Source organism: Streptomyces sp. NPDC006296, assembly GCF_040613235.1.
Classification (GTDB): domain Bacteria; phylum Actinomycetota; class Actinomycetes; order Streptomycetales; family Streptomycetaceae; genus Streptomyces.
Genome location: NZ_JBEXRT010000038.1, coordinates 16780 through 34585 on the forward strand (window position 1 = coordinate 16780; position 17806 = coordinate 34585).

14 protein-coding genes are annotated in these 17806 nt (G+C 73.5%); 3 read left to right on the top strand and 11 right to left on the bottom strand.

Features of this window, described 5'->3' with window-relative positions; translation table 11 throughout:
* Positions 1–12: 12 nt before the first annotated feature.
* The 5 genes from ABZ172_RS23575 to ABZ172_RS23595 form a co-directional block, all read right to left on the bottom strand.
* Entirely contained in the window at positions 13–288 is a 276-nt protein-coding gene (locus ABZ172_RS23575; protein ID WP_356886095.1) for a hypothetical protein, read from the bottom strand.
* Between the two features lie 1038 nt (positions 289–1326).
* Positions 1327–2493: an acyl-CoA dehydrogenase family protein gene (locus ABZ172_RS23580; RefSeq protein WP_356886097.1), complete on the bottom strand. Its 1167-nt coding sequence runs from the start codon at positions 2491–2493 to the stop codon at positions 1327–1329.
* Positions 2494–2501: 8 nt separating this feature from the next.
* The gene (locus ABZ172_RS23585) at positions 2502–3431 is read right to left on the bottom strand and encodes a hydroxymethylglutaryl-CoA lyase (protein WP_356886179.1); all 930 of its coding nucleotides are present in this window, start codon (positions 3429–3431) and stop codon (positions 2502–2504) included.
* Positions 3432–3448: 17 nt separating this feature from the next.
* Positions 3449–5497: a biotin carboxylase N-terminal domain-containing protein gene (locus ABZ172_RS23590; protein WP_356886099.1), complete on the bottom strand. Its 2049-nt coding sequence runs from the start codon at positions 5495–5497 to the stop codon at positions 3449–3451.
* 13 nt (positions 5498–5510) lie between these two features.
* Positions 5511–7127 (bottom strand): carboxyl transferase domain-containing protein, encoded by a 1617-nt coding sequence (locus tag ABZ172_RS23595; RefSeq protein ID WP_356886100.1) that lies wholly within the window; start codon positions 7125–7127, stop codon positions 5511–5513.
* Positions 7128–7247: 120 nt separating this feature from the next.
* Between ABZ172_RS23595 and ABZ172_RS23600 the strand changes: the two genes are divergently transcribed.
* Positions 7248–7865, top strand: a complete 618-nt coding sequence (locus ABZ172_RS23600) for a TetR/AcrR family transcriptional regulator (RefSeq protein ID WP_356886102.1) — start codon at positions 7248–7250, stop codon at positions 7863–7865.
* Between the two features lie 112 nt (positions 7866–7977).
* Positions 7978–8772, top strand: coding sequence for a phosphatase (locus ABZ172_RS23605; protein WP_356886104.1), 795 nt, complete (start codon positions 7978–7980; stop codon positions 8770–8772).
* A 6-nt stretch (positions 8773–8778) separates the two neighbouring features.
* On the opposite strand, the gene ABZ172_RS23610 is transcribed toward ABZ172_RS23605, so the two are convergent.
* Positions 8779–9654 (bottom strand): acyl-CoA thioesterase II, encoded by an 876-nt coding sequence (locus ABZ172_RS23610; protein WP_356886106.1) that lies wholly within the window; start codon positions 9652–9654, stop codon positions 8779–8781.
* A gap of 20 nt (positions 9655–9674) precedes the next feature.
* Positions 9675–10832 (bottom strand): acyl-CoA dehydrogenase family protein, encoded by a 1158-nt coding sequence (locus tag ABZ172_RS23615; RefSeq protein WP_356886107.1) that lies wholly within the window; start codon positions 10830–10832, stop codon positions 9675–9677.
* Between the two features lie 268 nt (positions 10833–11100).
* Between ABZ172_RS23615 and ABZ172_RS23620 the strand changes: the two genes are divergently transcribed.
* Positions 11101–11523: an Asp23/Gls24 family envelope stress response protein gene (locus tag ABZ172_RS23620; protein WP_356886109.1), complete on the top strand. Its 423-nt coding sequence runs from the start codon at positions 11101–11103 to the stop codon at positions 11521–11523.
* Between the two features lie 24 nt (positions 11524–11547).
* On the opposite strand, the gene ABZ172_RS23625 is transcribed toward ABZ172_RS23620, so the two are convergent.
* From ABZ172_RS23625 to ABZ172_RS23640, 4 genes are read right to left on the bottom strand one after another with little or no spacing between them, the layout of a single operon-like run.
* Positions 11548–13902, bottom strand: coding sequence for a glycoside hydrolase family 3 N-terminal domain-containing protein (locus ABZ172_RS23625; protein ID WP_356886111.1), 2355 nt, complete (start codon positions 13900–13902; stop codon positions 11548–11550).
* 38 nt (positions 13903–13940) lie between these two features.
* Positions 13941–15875 (bottom strand): cellulase family glycosylhydrolase, encoded by a 1935-nt coding sequence (locus ABZ172_RS23630; RefSeq protein WP_356886113.1) that lies wholly within the window; start codon positions 15873–15875, stop codon positions 13941–13943.
* A 52-nt stretch (positions 15876–15927) separates the two neighbouring features.
* Positions 15928–16980, bottom strand: a complete 1053-nt coding sequence (locus tag ABZ172_RS23635) for a LacI family DNA-binding transcriptional regulator (protein WP_356886115.1) — start codon at positions 16978–16980, stop codon at positions 15928–15930.
* Entirely contained in the window at positions 16977–17804 is an 828-nt protein-coding gene (locus ABZ172_RS23640) for a carbohydrate ABC transporter permease (RefSeq protein ID WP_356886117.1), read from the bottom strand. The genes ABZ172_RS23635 and ABZ172_RS23640 overlap by 4 nt, the downstream gene beginning before the upstream one ends.
* Positions 17805–17806 lie beyond the last annotated feature (2 nt).

The window sequence follows — 17806 nt, forward strand, 5'->3', positions numbered from 1 at the left end:
CGGCCGTCCCGCTCAGCCGTAGACGATGCGGCGCAGCTGGCGGAGCGAGAGCTCCTGCGGCGCCACCGCGCGGTGCGGCAGTTCGGCCGCGATCCGCTCGAAGATCTCCGTGTTCACCAGGCCGCCCGACTGCAGTTCGCGGTGGCGGCGGCGGACGAAGTCCTCGGTCGTCTCGTCGAAGTACGCCAGCACGTCGAGGATCACCCGGGCCGCCTCGCCGCGTTGGAGCGCGGTGGAGCGTACGAGGTGATCGATGAGGTCGTCATGCGCGGGGCGGTGTTCGAGCACTCGTCGATAGTGCGGGGACCGGCGTCGTTACGCAAGAAATCTGCCCGATATCGGGCAGGAATCTCCTCGAAGGGGTGAGGTGCGCGTGGAATGCGGCTTATGCACTTCTTCGGCTTCGTCTGTTCGACGGCCCGGGGGCCCTCGCCCGGCGCCCCGCCCGTTGCCCGTTCGGGTCGTCCGCGGCCTCCGGTCGTCGCCCGTTCGGGCCGCCCGCCGTGCCCGTCCGCCGCCCGTCCGGCCGCCCCTCGTCCGTGCCGCCGGGGGCGGAGGCGCACCGTGCACCGGTGGCGACAAAGGCAGGGGTGACCCCCGGTCGCCCTCGTCCCGACGATCCGGAAACCGGCCATGCCGAGCTGTGCGCAGATGGTCGGTTCCCCGGCCGGTCCGCAGGCGGTTCCGGCCAGAGTGGCGGAGACCTCCCCCGGTGCGCGTACGGGGCTTCCGTCGGTGAAGGGGGGCGGTTCGGGGCTCGGCGGGGCGCTCCGGCCCGTCGCCGTAAGGCCCGGTCCGGTGCCCGTGGCGGGCGGCCGAACAGGCGCCCACCTGCGGATCATCCGGTGCGGGACGCTCTGCGGCGGGGCGGCGCCCGGTCCTCGCGCCGTCGTGGCGCGGGCCCGGCGGCCGTCGTCGGACGGGGCGGACGCCGGCTCCCGGGCCCCGGACGGTGTGCGCGGAGCGCACGCCTGCCGGAGCGGACGGTGTGCGGTCCGTGACCTGACGTGCGTAACCGACTGTGCGGTTTGGTTGAAATGGATACGGTCTGGTTCGGCCGCCGCCCACCAGCCCGGTCCGGCCGCCGCCGGCCGTCGGCCGCGGCCCGTCGCTGTGCGCTTTCCGCCACGCGCCCCGCCACCGGAACCCGCACGTCACCGAGGGGAGGGCCGGGGTGCGTCCGCTTCCGTACGCCGCCGCGGGCCGTCCGAGCCGTGCCCGGCACACGGCGAGAGCCGCCCTCCCCGCGTGGGGAGGACGGCTCTCGCGGTGTCGTGACCGTGCCGGCCGGGCCGGCGGTCCCGCACCGTGCGGTGCGGCCGGCCGTCAGGCGTCCATGCCCAGTTCCCGGGCGATGAGCATCCGCTGGACCTCGCTGGTGCCCTCGCCGATCTCCAGGATCTTGGAGTCCCGCCACATCCGGGCCACCGGGTACTCGTTCATGAAGCCGTACCCGCCGTGGATCTGCGTCGCGTCACGGGCGTTGTCCACCGCCACCGTCGAGGAGTACAGCTTCGCGATGGCCGCCTCCTTCTTGAACGGCTCGCCCGCCACGAGCCGCGAGGCCGCGTCCCGCCAGCCGATCCGGGCCATGTGCGCCCGGGTCTCCATGTCCGCGATCTTGAACTGGATGGCCTGGTTGGCGCCGATCGGCTTCCCGAATGCGTGCCGCTCCCTCGCGTACTTCAGCGACTCGTCGACGCAGCCCTGGGCCAGGCCCGTCGACAGCGCCGAGATGGCGATCCGGCCCTCGTCCAGGATCCGCAGGAACTGCGCGTACCCGCGGCCCTCCTCGCCGAGCAGGTTCGCCGCCGGGACGCGGACGTCGGAGAAGGACAGCTCACGGGTGTCCGAGGAGTTCCACCCGACCTTGGAGTACGGGGCGGCCACCGTGAAGCCGGGGGTGCCGGACGGCACGATGATCGCGGAGATGCGCGGGGCGCCGTTCTCCTTGCGGCCGGTGACCGCGGTCACCGTCACCAGCTCCGTGATGTCCGTACCGGAGTTGGTGATGAAGCACTTCGACCCGTTGATGACCCACTCGCCGGCCGCCTCGTCCAGCACCGCCGTCGTCCGCGTGCCGCCGGCGTCCGAACCGCCGTCCGGCTCCGTCAGCCCGAACGCGCCCAGCGCCTCGCCCGCGCAGAGCCTCGGCAGCCACCGCCGCTTCTGCTCCTCGGTCCCGAACCGGTGGACCGGCATGGCGCCGAGCGAGACACCGGCCTCCAGCGTGATCGCCACCGAGGAGTCGACCCGGGCCAGCTCCTCCAGGGCGATCCCGAGGGCCAGGTAGTCGCCGCCCATGCCGCCGTACTCCTCCGGGAACGGCAGCCCGAACAGGCCCATCCGGCCCATCTCCCGCACGATCTCGTAGGGGAACTCGTGGCGCTCGTAGAGGTCGCCGATCTTCGGGGCGATCACATCGTGTGCGAACTCCTCGACGGTGCGGCGCAGTTCCTCGTGTTCGGCGGTCAGCCGGTGATCGAGAGGCATGGGGTCCTTCACTCCTTGTGGGACAGCGCGCGGACGGTACGGGACGGGCTCGGGCGGCCCAGCTGTTCGGCCATCCACAGGCTCGTGGCGGTGAGTGCGCCGAGATCGACCCCGGTGTGCACACCGAGGCCGTCGAGCATCCACACGAGATCCTCGGTGGCGAGATTGCCGGTCGCGCTCTTCGCGTACGGGCAGCCGCCGAGGCCGCCCGCCGACGCGTCCACCGTCGTCACGCCGTGCTGGAGCGCGGCCAGGGTGTTGGAGAGCGCCTGGCCGTACGTGTCGTGGAAGTGCACCCCGAGGACGCCGGTGTCCACCCCCGCGTCGTTCAGCCCGCGGAGCAGCTCTCCCACATGGCCCGGTGTGGCCACGCCGATCGTGTCGCCGAGGGAGAGCTCGTCGCAGCCGAGGTCCCTCAGGCCCCGCGCGACCCGGACGACCTGGGCGACGGGCACGGCGCCCTCCCACGGGTCGCCGAAACACATCGACAGATAGCCGCGCACGTGCAGCCCGGCGTCCTTGGCGCGGGCCACCACCGGCTCGAACATGGCCAGCGAACCGGCCACCGTGCGGTTGAGGTTGCGCGCGGCGAACGTCTCGGTGGCCGAGCCGAAGACGGCGATCCGGCGGGCGCCGAGCGCGAGCGCCCGGTCCAGACCGCGTTCGTTCGGCACGAGGACGGGGAGGGCCACGTCCCCGACGTCGGCGACCTCGCCGAGCATCGGGAACAGCCGCTCCGCGTCCGCGAGCTGGGGCACCCACTCGGGGTGCACGAAGCTGGTCGCCTCGATCGTGGAGAGCCCCGCCTCCGCCAGCCGGCGGACGAACTCCGCCTTCACCTCGGTCGGTACGACGGTCTTCTCGTTCTGCAGTCCGTCGCGTGCGCCGACCTCGTGGATGCGGACCCGGTCCGGGAGACCCGGTGCGGGCACCGTCATGGGCAGTGCGGTGCCGGTCACGACTCCTCCTTCGGGGCCACCACGGCCAGGATCTGGTCCATGGCGACCGTGGCGCCCGCGGTGACGTCCAGCTCGGTGACGGTGCCGGCGTGCGGGGCGGAGATGACGTGCTCCATCTTCATCGCCTCGACGACCAGCAGGCTCTGGCCCGCCGCGACCTCGTCCCCGACCGCGACCTTCACCACCGTGACGGTGCCGGGCATCGGCGCGGCGAGCGTGTCCGCGCCGGAACGGCCGGCGCCGCCGAGCGCCGCCTCCACCGGATCGTGGTCCTGGACGTGCCAGGTGTCGCCGTCCCGTCCGAGCCAGACCCCGTCCGCCGACGAGGCCCGGCTGAACGCGTGGGTCAGGCCGTCGAGCTCGACGACGACCCGGGCCCCGGACTCCTCGACGAGCCGGGCCCGCTCGGCGCCGGGCAGCGGCGGCACCGGCCCGCAGGCGTCCGCCGGCTCCTCCCGGTCCCCGGCGTGGCCGAACGTCAGCCCGGCCGAGCCCCCGGTGCCCGCACGGACGCCCACCCGCACCGGGTCGTGCCCCGGCACCCGGAAGTGGTGGAAGGTCTCCGCGGGCGTGCCGCCCAGCCGCCAGCCGCTCGGCACCGAGAACGGATCGACCCAGCCCGCGATGGGTGCGGGAGCCCGCTGCCGCAGCAGTGCCGCCACCGCGTACACCTCCTCCGGCACCCCGACCGGCACCAGACCGTCCGCCTCCCGCTCCACCAGGCCGGTGTCCAGGTCGCCCGCGGCCACCGCCGGGTGCGCCAGCAGCCGCCGCAGGAAGCCCGCGTTCGTCGGCACGCCCAGCACCACCGTGTCCGCCAGCGCTGCGCGGAGCCTGCGCAGCGCCGTGGGGCGGTCCGGGCCGTACGCGATGACCTTCGAGAGCATCGGGTCGTAGGTGCTGCCGACCGGCACGCCCTCGCTGAGCCCGGAGTCCGTCCGCAGCCCGCCGCCCTGCGGCTCGTGCAGGGCCAGCACCGTGCCGCCGGACGGCAGGAAGCCGCGCGCCGGGTCCTCCGCGCAGAGCCGGGCCTCGACGGCGTGCCCGGTGAGGGTGATGTCGTCCTGTGCGTACGGCAGCCGGTCGCCCGAGGCGACCCGCAGCTGCCACGCGACCAGGTCGAGACCGGTGACCAGCTCGGTGACCGGGTGCTCGACCTGGAGGCGGGTGTTCATCTCCATGAAGTAGTACGAGGAGGGGTCGTTGCCCGGGACGATGAACTCCACCGTCCCCGCGCCGACGTACCCGCAGGACCGCGCCGCCTGCACGGCCGCCTCGCCCATCGCGGCCCGGGTCCGCTCGTCGAGCAGGACCGAGGGGGCCTCCTCGATGATCTTCTGGTGGCGCCGCTGGAGCGAGCACTCCCGCTCGCCGAGGTGGACCACGGTGCCGTGTGCGTCGGCCAGGACCTGGATCTCGATGTGGCGCGGCCGGTCGATCCACCGCTCCACCAGGAGCGTGTCGTCACCGAAGGAGGCACGCGCCTCACGCCGGGCCGCCGCGATCTCGTCGGCCAGCAGCGCCTCCTCGCGCACCAGCCGCATGCCCTTGCCGCCGCCGCCCGCCGACGGCTTCAGGAGGACCGGCATCCCGATCTCCCGTGCCGCCGCGCCCAGCTGGGCGTCGGTGAGCCCGCTCCCCGAGGAGCCGGGCACCACCGGGACCCCCGCCGCGGCGACGGTCTCCTTGGCGCGGATCTTGTCGCCCATCAGCGAGATCGCCGGGGCGGGCGGGCCGATGAAGACCAGCCCCGCCTCCGCGCACGCCTGCGCGAAGCCCGCGTTCTCCGCGAGGAATCCGTATCCCGGATGGACGGCCTCCGCGCCGGTGCGCCGGGCGGCGTCCAGCAGCCGCTCCACCGACAGATAGCTCTCTGCGGCGGGGGCGGGCCCGATGCGTACCGCCGTGTCCGCCTCCCGGACGTGCCGGGCGTCCGCGTCGGCGTCGCTGAAGACGGCCACCGACCGCACCCCGAGCTCGCGCAGCGTCCGGATGACCCGGACCGCGATCTCGCCGCGGTTGGCGACCAGAACAGTGCTGAACATGGAAGTCCTCACATCACATCCGGAAGACGCCGAAGCCGGGCTCACCCAGCGGGGCGTTGGCACACGCGGTCAGGGCGAGCCCCAGCACCTGCCGGGTCTCGGTCGGGTCGATCACACCGTCGTCCCACAGCCGGGCGGTGGCGTAGTACGCGTTGCCCTGCTGTTCGTACTGTGCGCGGACCGGATCCTTGAAGGCCTCCTCCTCCGCGGCCGGCCACTCCTCGCCGCGGCCCTCGATCTGGTCCCGCTTGACGGTCGCCAGCACGGAGGCGGCCTGCTCGCCGCCCATCACCGAGATCTTGGCGTTCGGCCACATCCACAGGAACCGCGGCGAATAGGCCCGGCCGCACATGGAGTAGTTCCCCGCGCCGTAGGAGCCGCCGACGACGACCGTCAGCTTCGGCACCCGCGTGCACGCCACGGCCGTCACCATCTTGGCGCCGTGCTTGGCGATGCCGCCGGCCTCGTAGTCCCGGCCCACCATGAAGCCGGAGATGTTCTGGAGGAACACCAGCGGGATGCCGCGCTGGTCGCACAGCTCGATGAAGTGGGCGCCCTTCTGGGCGGACTCCGAGAACAGGATGCCGTTGTTGGCGACGATGCCGACGGGGTGGCCGTGGATGCGGGCGAAGCCGGTGATCAGCGTCTGGCCGTACTCCGCCTTGAACTCGGCGAACCGCGAACCGTCCACCACCCGGGCGATGACCTCCCGCACGTCGTAGGGCGTGCGCGAGTCGACGGGCACCGCGCCGTACAGCCCGGCCGGATCGGCCTTCGGCTCCTCGGCGGGCTCCACCGACCAGGGGAGCGGGCCGCGCTCCGGGAGGGTCGCGACGATGTTCCGCACGATCCGCAGCGCGTGCGCGTCGTCCTCGGCGAGGTGGTCGGTGACGCCCGAGGTGCGCGCGTGCACCTCGCCGCCGCCCAGCTCCTCCGCCGTCACGACCTCACCGGTGGCCGCCTTCACCAGCGGCGGGCCGCCCAGGAAGATCGTGCCCTGGTTCCGGACGATGACGGCCTCGTCGCTCATCGCCGGGACGTACGCCCCGCCCGCCGTGCAGGAGCCCAGCACCGCCGCGATCTGCGGGATGCCCGCCCCGGACATCCGGGCCTGGTTGTAGAAGATCCGCCCGAAGTGCTCGCGGTCCGGGAAGACCTCGTCCTGCATCGGGAGGAACGCGCCCCCCGAGTCCACCAGGTAGAGGCACGGCAGCCGGTTCTCCAGCGCCACCTCCTGGGCGCGGAGGTGCTTCTTCACCGTCATCGGGTAGTACGTGCCGCCCTTGACGGTCGCGTCGTTGGCGACGATCACGCACTCCCGGCCGCTGACCCGGCCGATCCCCGCGATCACCCCGGCGGCCGGTGCCGCGCCCCCGTACAGGCCCTCGGCGGCGAGCGGCGCCAGCTCCAGGAAGGGCGAGCCGGGGTCGAGCAGGCTGTCCACCCGCTCGCGGGGCAGCAGCTTGCCGCGCGCCACATGCCGGGCGCGGGCCTTCTCACCCCCGCCGAGCCGTGCCGTGGCGAGCCGCGTGCGCAGCTCCTCGGCGAGCGCGTGATGCGCCGCCTCGTTGGCCTGCCAGGCCTCCGAGGCGGGATCGGCCGCACTCACCAGGACCGGTGCCTGCTGCATCCTGTCGAGCCCCCTTGCCCGTACCGCAGTGATCGGATGAGATGAACGGGAGTTAATGAGCGTTAACGCGTGGACGCTCAGGTTAACGAGCGCTAACCCGCCTGTCTAGAATGAATCCTCATGAGCACCCATGCCGCCGCCCGCGTCGCGGCACCCACCCGCCGCGAGCAGATCCTCAGGGAGGCGGCCCGCCTCTTCGCCGAGCGCGGCTTCCACGGTGTCGGGGTCGACGAGATAGGGGCCGCCGTGGGCATCAGCGGCCCCGGTCTCTACCGCCACTTCCCCGGCAAGGACGCGATGCTCGCCGAGCTGCTCGTCGGCATCAGCGAGCGCCTGCTGGCCGGCGGCAGGCTGCGCGTCGCCGAGGACGGCGCCTCCGGGGACGGCTCCCCGGACGCGCTCCTGGACGCCCTCATCGAGGGACACATCGACTTCGCCCTGGACGACCGCCCGCTGATCACCCTCCACGACCGCGAGCTGGACCGCCTGCGCGACACCGACCGCAAGCGCGTCCGCCAGCTCCAGCGGCAGTACGTGGAGGTCTGGGTCGACGCCGTACGCGCCCTCTACCCGGCCCTCGCGGAGAACGAGGCCCGGGTCACCGTCCACGCCGTGTTCGGCCTGCTGAACTCCACCCCGCACCTGACCCGCCCCGAGGCCCTCCCGGACCGCACGGCCACGGCCGCCCTGCTGCACCGCCTCGCCCGCGGCGCCTTCGCGGCGGCGGCCACCCCGTAGCCGCAGGGGCGCCGACCGCGGACCGGCGCAGGTCCGGGCGGGTGCGCCCCGCCGGGATCCCGCCGTACGAGACGCCGGGCACACACCGGGTGACCGACGGCACAATGGGGGCATGCCCATACCCAGCCGCGCCGCCCTCGTCGAGCACCTCGTCCGCACCCGCATCGCGGGCGACGTCGCCACGCCCCGCGACAACAACCTCTCCCACTACCGCGAGCTCGCCAACGGCAACCGGTACTTCTGGCTGGGCCTGGAGCTGGGCGACCGCTGGCGCGACGAGCAGGACGTGCTGGCCGTGATGGCGGAGAGATGCGGGGTCAACGACGACCCCGGGCACCGGCAGGGGCAGGACACCATCGACCCCGAACTGACGGTCGACGCCCTCGACCGGATGGCGGCCCGGCTGCGCAAGGCCGCGGCGGACGGCGAGCGGGTGCTGCTCGCGACCGGCCACCCCGGAGGGCTGCTCGACGTGCACCGCCGGACCGCGCACGCGCTGCGGGCCGCCGGATGCGAGATCGTCCGGATCCCGGGAGGGCTGATGGCGGACGAGGGCATGGTCTTCCAGTTCGCCGACGTCGCCGTGCTGGAGCGCGGGGCGACCCTCTGGCACACGCACTCACCGGTCCCGATGGCCGCCATCCTCGACGGCCTGGAGCGCGAGGGCCGGCCGCGCCCCGACCTGGTCGTCGCCGATCACGGCTGGGCCGGGTGCGCCGGACAGCGCGGCATCGACGCGATCGGCTACGCGGACTGCAACGACCCCGCGCTGTTCCTGGGCGAGGCGGAGGGCACCCTCCAGGTCACCGTGCCGCTGGACGACCACGTCGCCGACCCGCGGTTCTACGACCCGATGACCGACTACCTGCTCGACGCCGCCGGGCTGCTCCCCGCCGAACAGGCCTGACGCGCCTCAGTCCCTCGGGATCCGGACCAGGCCCTCCTGGATGACGGTGAGGGCCAGCCGGCCGTCCGCCGTCCAGATCCTGGCCTGCCCGAGACCGCGCCCGCCCGAGGCGGACGGCGACTCCTGGTCGTACAGCAGCCACTCGTCGGCGCGGAAGGGGCGGTGGAACCACATCGCGTGGTCCAGGCTGGCGCCCACCACGTCCCCGACCGCCCAGCCGCCCCGCCCGTGGGCGAGCAGCACCGAGTCGAGCAGCGTCATGTCGGAGACGTACGTCGCCAGGCAGACGTGCAGCAGCGGATCGTCCGCCAGCTTGCCGTGCGTCCGGAACCACACCTGGGAGCGGGGCTCGCGCGGCTCACCGGCGGTGGCGAACGGCGGCGCGTCGACGTACCGCAGGTCGACGGCGGCCCGCGCCTCCAGCAGCCGGTCCACCGTGCGCGGGTCGGTGAAGCGGTGTGCGTGGCGCGGCAGCATCTGCGCCGCCGTCGGCAGGGTCTCCGGGTCCGGCGCGGCCGGCATGACCGCCTGGTGGTCCATGCCCTCCTCGTGGACCTGGAACGACGCCGAGAGGTGGAAGACCGGCTTGCCGTGCTGGACGGCGACGACCCGGCGGGTGGTGAAGGACCGCCCGTCGCGGATCCGGTCCACGCTGTAGACGATCGGCGCGCCCGGGTCCCCGGGCCGCAGGAAGTACGCGTGCAGGGAGTGGGCGCCCCGGTCCCCGGGGACCGTGCGCCCGGCGGCGACCAGGGCCTGGGCCGCGACCTGGCCGCCGAACACGCGGGGCACGACCGCCGAACGGCTCGTGCCCCGGAAGATGTCCTGCTCGATCCGCTCCAGGTCGAGCAGATCGAGCAGGGAGTCCAGTGCCGCGCTCATGGAGGGGGACGCAGCCGCTCTCAGAGACCCATGGACTTGGCGATGATCGACTTCATGACCTCGCTGGTGCCGCCGTAGATGCGGTTGACCCGGTTGTCCGAGTACAGGCGGGCGATCGGGTACTCGTTCATGAAGCCGTAGCCGCCGTGCAGCTGGAGGCAGCGGTCGATCACCCGGTGCGCGACCTCCGTGCAGAACAGCTTCGCCGAGGCGGCCTCGGCGGCGGTGAGCTCACCGGCGTCCAGGGCCTCGATCGCGCGGTCGCACACGGCCTCGGCCGCGTCGACCTCGGCCTTGCAGGCGGCCAGTTCGAACTTGGTGTTCTGGAAGGACGCGACGCTCTTGCCGAAGACGGTGCGGTCCTGGGTGTACTGCTGGGCGAACCGCACGGCGGCGGCGGCCTGCGCGTACGCGCCGACGGCGATGCCCAGGCGCTCCTGGGGGAGGTTCTGGCCGAGGTAGGAGAAGCCCTTGTTCTCCTCGCCCAGCAGGTCCTCGACGGGCACCTTGACGTCCACGAAGGCCAGTTCGGCGGTGTCGGAGACCTTCAGGCCCAGCTTGTCGAGCTTGCGGCCGACCGAGTAGCCCTCGGACTTGGTGTCGACCACCAGGAGCGAGATGCCGTGCCGGCGGTCGTCGGCCTTCGGGGCGTCGGTGCGGGCGCAGACGATGACCTTGTCGGCGTGCACACCGCCGGTGATGAAGGTCTTGGCGCCGTTGAGGACGTAGTGCGTGCCGTCCTCGGAGAGCTTGGCGGTGGTCTTCATGCCGGCCAGGTCGGAGCCGGTGCCCGGCTCGGTCATGGCTATCGCGTACATCGACCGGCCGGAGACGAAGTCCGGCAGCCAGCGCTTCTTCTGCTCCTCGGTGGCATAGGCCTTGAGGTAGGGCAGGCAGAGCAGGACGTGCACGCCGGACCCGCCGAAGGAGACGCCCGCGCGGGCGGTCTCCTCGTACAGCACGGCCTCGAACTTGAAGGACTCCTCGCCGGCGCCGCCGTACTCCTCGGGCACCTCGATGCCGAAGATGCCCAGCTCGGCGAGCTTGTAGTAGAAGTCACGAGGCGCCTGGCCGGCCGCGAACCACTCGTCGTAGACGGGGACGACCTCGGCCTCGATGAAGGCGCGGATGGTCTCCCGGAACGCCTCGTGGTCCTCGTTGTAAACCGTACGGCGCACGGGTGCCTCCTGGTGTCAGCTTCGGCTTCGGTCGCAGTGGCTAAGCGCTTGCTCAGTCCCGGTCAAAAGTTACCCGGCGGTCACGGGGCTGTCCAGGGTGATGCGCAGCACGCCCGGCGGCGCGGGGGAGCGGGACGGCCCGGCGGCACGGGGCCCGTCGCGCGGCGCCGGGTCATCCCGATGGCGGCGGGTGGAGGCCGGGCGCACAGTGGGAGGAGGGCCGGCGGACACGGGCCGGCCCGTGGTTCCGACTCACTGCGAGGCAGTCATGGTTGAAGTGGACGCAAGCGCGGGAAGCGACGGACGCGGCACGACCACCATCGCCGACACCGTGGTCTCCACCATCGCGGGCATCGCCATCCGGGACACGGACGGGGTGCACTCGGTGGGCAGGGGGGCATCGAAGGCCCTGGGAGCGGTCACCAGCCGGGTGTCCGGGTCCTCCGGGGCGGGGCGGTCCGTCAAGGTGGAGGTGGGGGAGAAGCAGACGGCGATCGACGTCGACATCGAGGTGGAGTACGGCGTGCCGATCCGTGAACTCGCCGGCCGGGTCAGGACGAACGTCACGGACGCGGTGGAGACGATGACCGGTCTCGAGGTCGTCGAGATCAACATCAACGTCTTCGACGTGCACGTCCCGGGCGACGACGACGAGGACGAGGGGGACGGCGGCTCCGGCCGCGTGCGGTGACGGCGGCCCCGCGCGGCCCCGCCGTCAGGACGGGCCGGCCGCCCGCCCCGCCGCCGGGGGCGCGCCCGCGGGTTCCACCGTCAGCCGGGCCTCCCGGGTGCGGTCCGAGGACGGCCCGGTCCCGACCGCGAACTCCCCCGGCTCCACCTCCCACACCCCGGCGGACGAGAACGAGGCGAGCGTGTCCGCGCCGACCGGGAGGACGACCTCGGCGCTCTCGCCGGGCGCCAGCTCCACCCGGACGAAACCGCGCAGCTCGCGTGTCCGGGGCCACGAGGTCCCGCCGCGCACCCGGCGCACGTAGAGCTGCACGGTCTCCCGCACCGGCCGGCCGCCGGTGTTCGACACCCGCACCGCACAGGTCACCGGAGCGGACGCGCCGGCCCCCGTGAACACGGCGGCCCCCACCTCCGTCCGGGACAGCCGGGGCTCCCCGTACTCCACCGTCGTGTAGGACAGCCCGTGGCCGAACGGATGGCGGGCGGTGGCGGGCTGGTCGACGTACCCCCGGTAGCCGTGGTCCTTCGCGTTGTAGAAGACCGGCAGCTGGGCCGCCGAGCGGGGCACCGAGACCGGCAGCCGGCCCTGCGGTCCGGCCGCGCCGAACAGCACGTCGGCGACCGCCCTCCCGCCCCACGGGCCCGGGTACCAGGCACTCAGCACCGCCGCGGCCCGTCCGGTGAGGTCGGGCAGCGCGTGCGGCCGGCCCTGGACCAGCACCACGACCACCGGGGTGCCGGTCGCGGCGACGGCGTCCAGCAGCGCCGACTGGCCCTCCGGCAGGCCCAGTCCGGCCAGGTCGACACCCTCGCCGCAGGTCATCCCCACCGGGTTCCCGGACGCGACGACGGCCGCCCCGTTGGCGTCGAAACGCGTGTCCGGCTCCCGCGCGCTCGATCCGCCGAGCACCAGCACCGCCGCATCGGCCCCGGCGGCCAGCGCCACCGCCTCCGGCAGCCCGGACCGGTCCCCGCCGACGAGGTCGCAGCCGCGGGCGTACCCGACCCCGGTGCCCTCCGGCGCCGCGGCCCGGACCCCGGCGAGCACACTGCCGCCCGTGCCGGGCCGCTGCGGCGCGGTGTAGTCGCCGATCTGCTGCGGCACGGAATCGGCGTTCGGCCCGATGACCGCGACGGTCCCGCCCGGACGCCCCGCGAACGGCAGCGTCACCCCGTCGTGTGCGAGGAGGGTGACGCACTCCCGGGCGACCCGCTCGCTCAGCCGCTCCAGCCGGCCGGGATCCGGAGCCTGCCCGCCGGCGTACGGGCGCTCGAAGAGCCCGAGGCGGAACTTCAGCGCGAGGACCCGGCCCACCGCCCTGTCCAGCGCCGCCTCCTCGACCAGCCCCCGGCCGACCGCCTCCGCGAGCCGCGGGTAGCAGGAGTCCCACAGGCCGAGGTCCGTCCCCGCCCGCAGCGCCATCGCCCCCGCCGCCACCGGATCGCCCGTCAGCCGCACCAGCCGGTCGACCGCCAGCCCGTCGGCCATCACCAGCCCCTCGAATCCCCACCGCTCCCGCAGGATCCCGGTCAGCAGCCGGTGGCTCGCCGCGCACGGGACGCCGTCGAACTCGTTGTACGCCGCCATCAGGCCCGCCGCCCCGGCCCGCACCCCCGCCAGCGCCGCCGGGAGGTGGATCTCGTGCAGCTCCCGGCCGCCCAGCTCGGTGGCCGCGCTGTTGCGCCCCCCGACCGTGGCCCCCTGCCCCGCGAAGTGCTTCAGCACCACCGCCGCACGGTCCGGCCCGATGTGCTCCCCGGCCGGACCCTGCACCCCGCGCACCAGCGCCTCGGTGAAGCGGGCCGAGAGGTACGGGTCCTCGCCGAAGCACTCCTCCGCACGGCCCCAGCGCGGGTCCCGCACCAGGTCGAGCGCGGAGACCAGCGCGACATGACCGCCGCGCGCCCGCAGCTGCGCCGCCGCGAGGGCCGCCGCCTCCTCGTAGAGCTCCGGGTTCCAGGTGGCGCCCACCGCCAGATTGACCGGCAGCAGGGTCCCGTCCAGCGCCTGGAGCCCGTGCGGCATCTCCTCGACCAGCAGGACGGGGATACCGAGCCGGGTGTTCTCGACGGCGTGCCGCTGCACCGCGTCGGAGACCCGCGCCCCGTCCGCGGCACCGATCCCCGTTTCGGCCGTCACCCCGGACCAGGGATCGGCGCGCTGGAGCCCGTACAGCGCGCCCATCCCGTCGAAGCGCGCCACCTCCGCCCGGAACCCCTCCGTCAGCCGGTGCCCCGACGCGGTGCGCTCGTACGCGTCCCACCCGTACATCCGCTGGTTCACCTGGCCCACCTTCTCGGTGAGCGTCATCCGGGACAGCAGATCCCGGACCCGGTCGGCGACGGGCATCCCCGGATCACGGAACAGGGGCTCGGACATGGGCGGTTCACCTCACAGATCGGGAAGGGGCGGAGCGGTCAGCGCAGTTCGAGCACACGCACCCCGTACGGGGCCAGGGTCACGTCCGTCACCGGGTCCCCGCCGGCCGGCTCGCGCAGCTCCCCGTCCGCCGCCGGGCGCACCGTCAGCTCCTCGCCGGACTGGCTCACCAGCCACAGGAACCGCGTGCCGTCCTCGTGCACCAGCGTGTCGGCGCTGACGTACGGAGTGTCGACCGTCACCGGGCGTGCCGCACCCGCGAGTTCGGCCAGCGCCGCGTACAGCCGGTGGGTCTGCTCCGGATTGGCCCGCGCGGTGCGCGCCGCCATGTGCTCCAGCGGATACGTCGCCAGGACCGTGCGGCCCGCGCCCGTCCCGTGGAGCAGCAGCGCCGGACGGCCGTGCGCGTCCGTCGCGACGACCCGGGCGCCGTCCGGGACGACCGGCAGATAGGCGCGGCTGTCCTCGTTGCCCGCGACCGGGAACGTCAGCACCTCGCCCGCCGCGATCGACCCGAAGTCCTCGGCGAACGTCATCTCCAGGACGTCGTCCTCGATCGGCTCCGCGACCCCGTAGGACAGCTGGAGCTCCACCCCGAACAGCCCGTCCAGGTCGTGGAACCACGGGCCCCGGGTCGTCGGGTACTCGCCCGAGCAGAACGACAGGTAGACCGTCGCCCCCTCCCGGGCCCTGCGCTCCAGCGCACGGCGGGTGCGGGTGGTCAGCTGGCGCGTCGAGGGCAGCAGGTACAGCGAGGCGTCCTCCGGCAGCCCGTCCGCCTCGCGGGCGAACGCCACCGGCAGGTCGGCGCCCCGCGCCGCCACGTACCCCTGGTGCAGCGAGGTGAAGATCAGCGGACGGTCCGCCGGCCGGCTGTAGGGGTAGCCGCGCTCCAGGAAGGCGGGCACCACGAGAGCGGCGTCCGCGTCGGTGCGGCGGCACCGCGGGAAGTCGACCTGCTCCAGCACCTTCGCGAAGGAGGCCAGCTCACGCAGCGGCTCCTTGGGGCGCCCGGCGCCGTCGGTGATCCCGAAGTGCATCTCGAAGGGGTGGTGGTCGTACGGCGACTGCTCCCACAGGTTGTCGTAGTCCGTGTTGTTCCACGCCATCCAGCCGGTCGCCCCGCCGAGCAGCGAGTTGTGCAGCGTCTGCCGGTAGAAGATCCCCGCGTTCGCCGCCGAGACGGTGTCGGTGGACAGCCCGAACTCCTCCAGGATCACCGGCTGGCCGGTGACGGCGGCGAGTTCGCACTCGAAGGCCGCGCGGTAGTGCTGGCGCGGCCGGTCCGTGTCCGAGCGGTAGACGTGCGGCCCCACGAAGTCGACGTACTCGGCGGTCTCCCGCAGCGAGAAACCGTTGTCGCGGCCGGTCACCTCGATGCCCCAGGCGCCGTCGCCGAGCGACACCGGCTGGGTGCCGCCCGCCGCGCGCACCGCGTCGCACATGAACTGCGCCCAGGCGGTGACGACGTCGCTGGAGGGCGGGTCCACCTGGTAGATCCGGCCGTAGCCGGGCATCTCGTTGGTGATCAGCCAGCCCGTGACCGCCGGGTGGTCCTTGAAGCGCCGGGTCATCTGGGAGACGAACCACGCCTGCCGGCCGACCAGCCACACGTCCTCGTACAGATCCCGGTCACCGCGCCAGGCCGGGTCCCAGTTCTCGCCCGACATGTGCCCGACGATGAAGGTGGGGACCGTGCCCATGCCCAGCTCGTGGTGGGCGTCCAGGAAGTCGCGGAAGCGGTCGCAGAGCTCTTCGTCGACGCGGCCGGGCTCCGGGTGGAAGTCGGGCCAGTAGAAGAAGGACCGGGTCATGTTCAGGCCGTGCTCACGGAGCACGGCCAGCTCCTGGCGCACCGTCTCCGGCTCGTAGTTCCGCCACATCAGGGGACCGCCCGTGCGGGACCAGAAGTTGGCGCCGAGCCACGGGAGGACGGCGGAGTCGTGGGTGAGCTGGGCACTGTGGCGTCGCATGGTTCTACAGGTCCTCTTCGCTGTGCGGGGGGTGCGGTGGTGGTGCGGCGGTTCAGGCCGGGGACGGCACGGGGCCCGTCGACTCGCGTACGACCAGACGCGGACGGCCGTCGAGCACGGGCGGCGGCACGTCCTCGCCGCAGCCGGCCAGCAGGGTCCGGGCGGCGGCCGCGCCGACCCGCTGCACCTGCTGGTCGACGGTGGTCAGCCGGGGGTGGACCCAGCGGCCGAGCGACAGGTTGTCGTACCCGGTGACGGAGAGGTCGGCGGGCACCCGGAGCCCGGCGCGCTGGGCGGTGCCGATGCCGCAGACGGCCATGGAGTCGTTGGGGAAGACGAGGGCGGTCGGCCGGTCGGGCAGGGCGAGCAGCTCCTCGGTGACGTCGACGGCCGCCCGCTCCGTGAAGTCGCTGTGCCGGACGGCGACGGGGCCCAGCCCCGCCCCGGCCAGCGCCTCCTCGAAGGCGTCCAACCGGAGCCGGGTGTGCAGCAGTTCGGCCGGACCGGCGACGTACGCGACGCGCCGGTGGCCGAGCTCCAGCAGGTGCGCCACCGCCTCCCGGACACCCGCCCCCTGCTGCCCGAGGCCCACCCGGGGCACCGGCGATCCGGTGTCCGGGGCGCCCAGCAGCACGGCGGGCAGCCCGAGGCCGCGCAGCAGCTCGGGGCGCGGGTCGTCGGCGCGGGCGTCGGTCAGCACCGCGCCGTCTATGCGGCCCTCGGCGGCCAGGCGCTCGTACAGCGCGCTCTCCTGCGCCATGTCGGCGACCAGGTGGAGCAGCAGACCGTAGCCGCGCGGGGCGAGCTCGCCCTCCAGACCGGTGATCAGCTCGCTGAAGTGCGGGTCGGAGCCCAGCACGTCGGTCGGCCGCCGGACGACGAGCGCGATCGTGCGGGTCCTGGCCCGGCGCAGCGCGGTCGCGGAGGCGCTGGGGGACCAGCCGAGCTCCGTGGCCGCGTCCAGGACCCGGCGGCGGGTGGCCTCCGAGATCCGGCCGGTGCCGTTGACCGCCTGGGAGACCGCCGCGGTCGACACCCCCGCGGCGGCGGCCACGGCCTTGATCGTGGGGCGTACGACCGTACGACCCTCCAGACGCTTGTTCACATCTTCACCGCCCCGCTGACGAGAGCCTGCTGCATCCGCTTCTGGAGCACGGTGTAGACCACCCAGACCGGGATCAGGGTCAGGACCGTGCCCGCCGTAAGGATGCCGTAGTCCGTCCCCGTCAGGGACTTGAGCGTGGGGAGGGCGACCTGCACGGTCCGCTGGTCGGGGTCGGGGCCGATGATGACCAGCGAGTAGAGGTACTCGTTCCAGAAGGTCAGGAAGTTCAGCAGCAGGATCGTCGCGATGCCCGGCATGCACATCGGCGTGTAGACGTGCCGCAGGACGGCGAACGTCGACGCCCCGTCCATGCGCGCCGCCTCCTCCATCTCGCGCGGGATCGTCCGCATGAACTGGACCAGGATCACCACCGACAGCGGCATCGCCGTCGCCGGCAGGAACAGCACCATGAACGCCCGGGTGTGGAACAGCCCGGTGGCCGCCGCCAGCAGGAACGTCGGGAAGAGCGCGGCGAAGGTCGGGACCAGGAAGCCCAGCGAGAACACCCGCTCCACCAGGGCCCCGAGGCGGCCCTCGGTACGGGCGATGGCGAAGGCCGCCGGTATCGCGAGCCCCAGGGTGAGGACCAGCGCCAGCGCGGTCACGAGCATCGAGTTGAGGACGGCCGGACCGAGGTGCGCGGAGGAGAACGACTCGGTGAAGTTGGCCGTGGAGAAGGAGGTGGGCAGGGAGAACGGACTCCCGAAGATCTGGTCGTTCGTCTTGAACGCCGAGACCAGCAGGTAGTACAGGGGGACGACCAGCAGCACCATGTACAGCCAGGCGAAGAGGTGCGCCGGCAGCCAGGACCTTCCGAACTTCATGG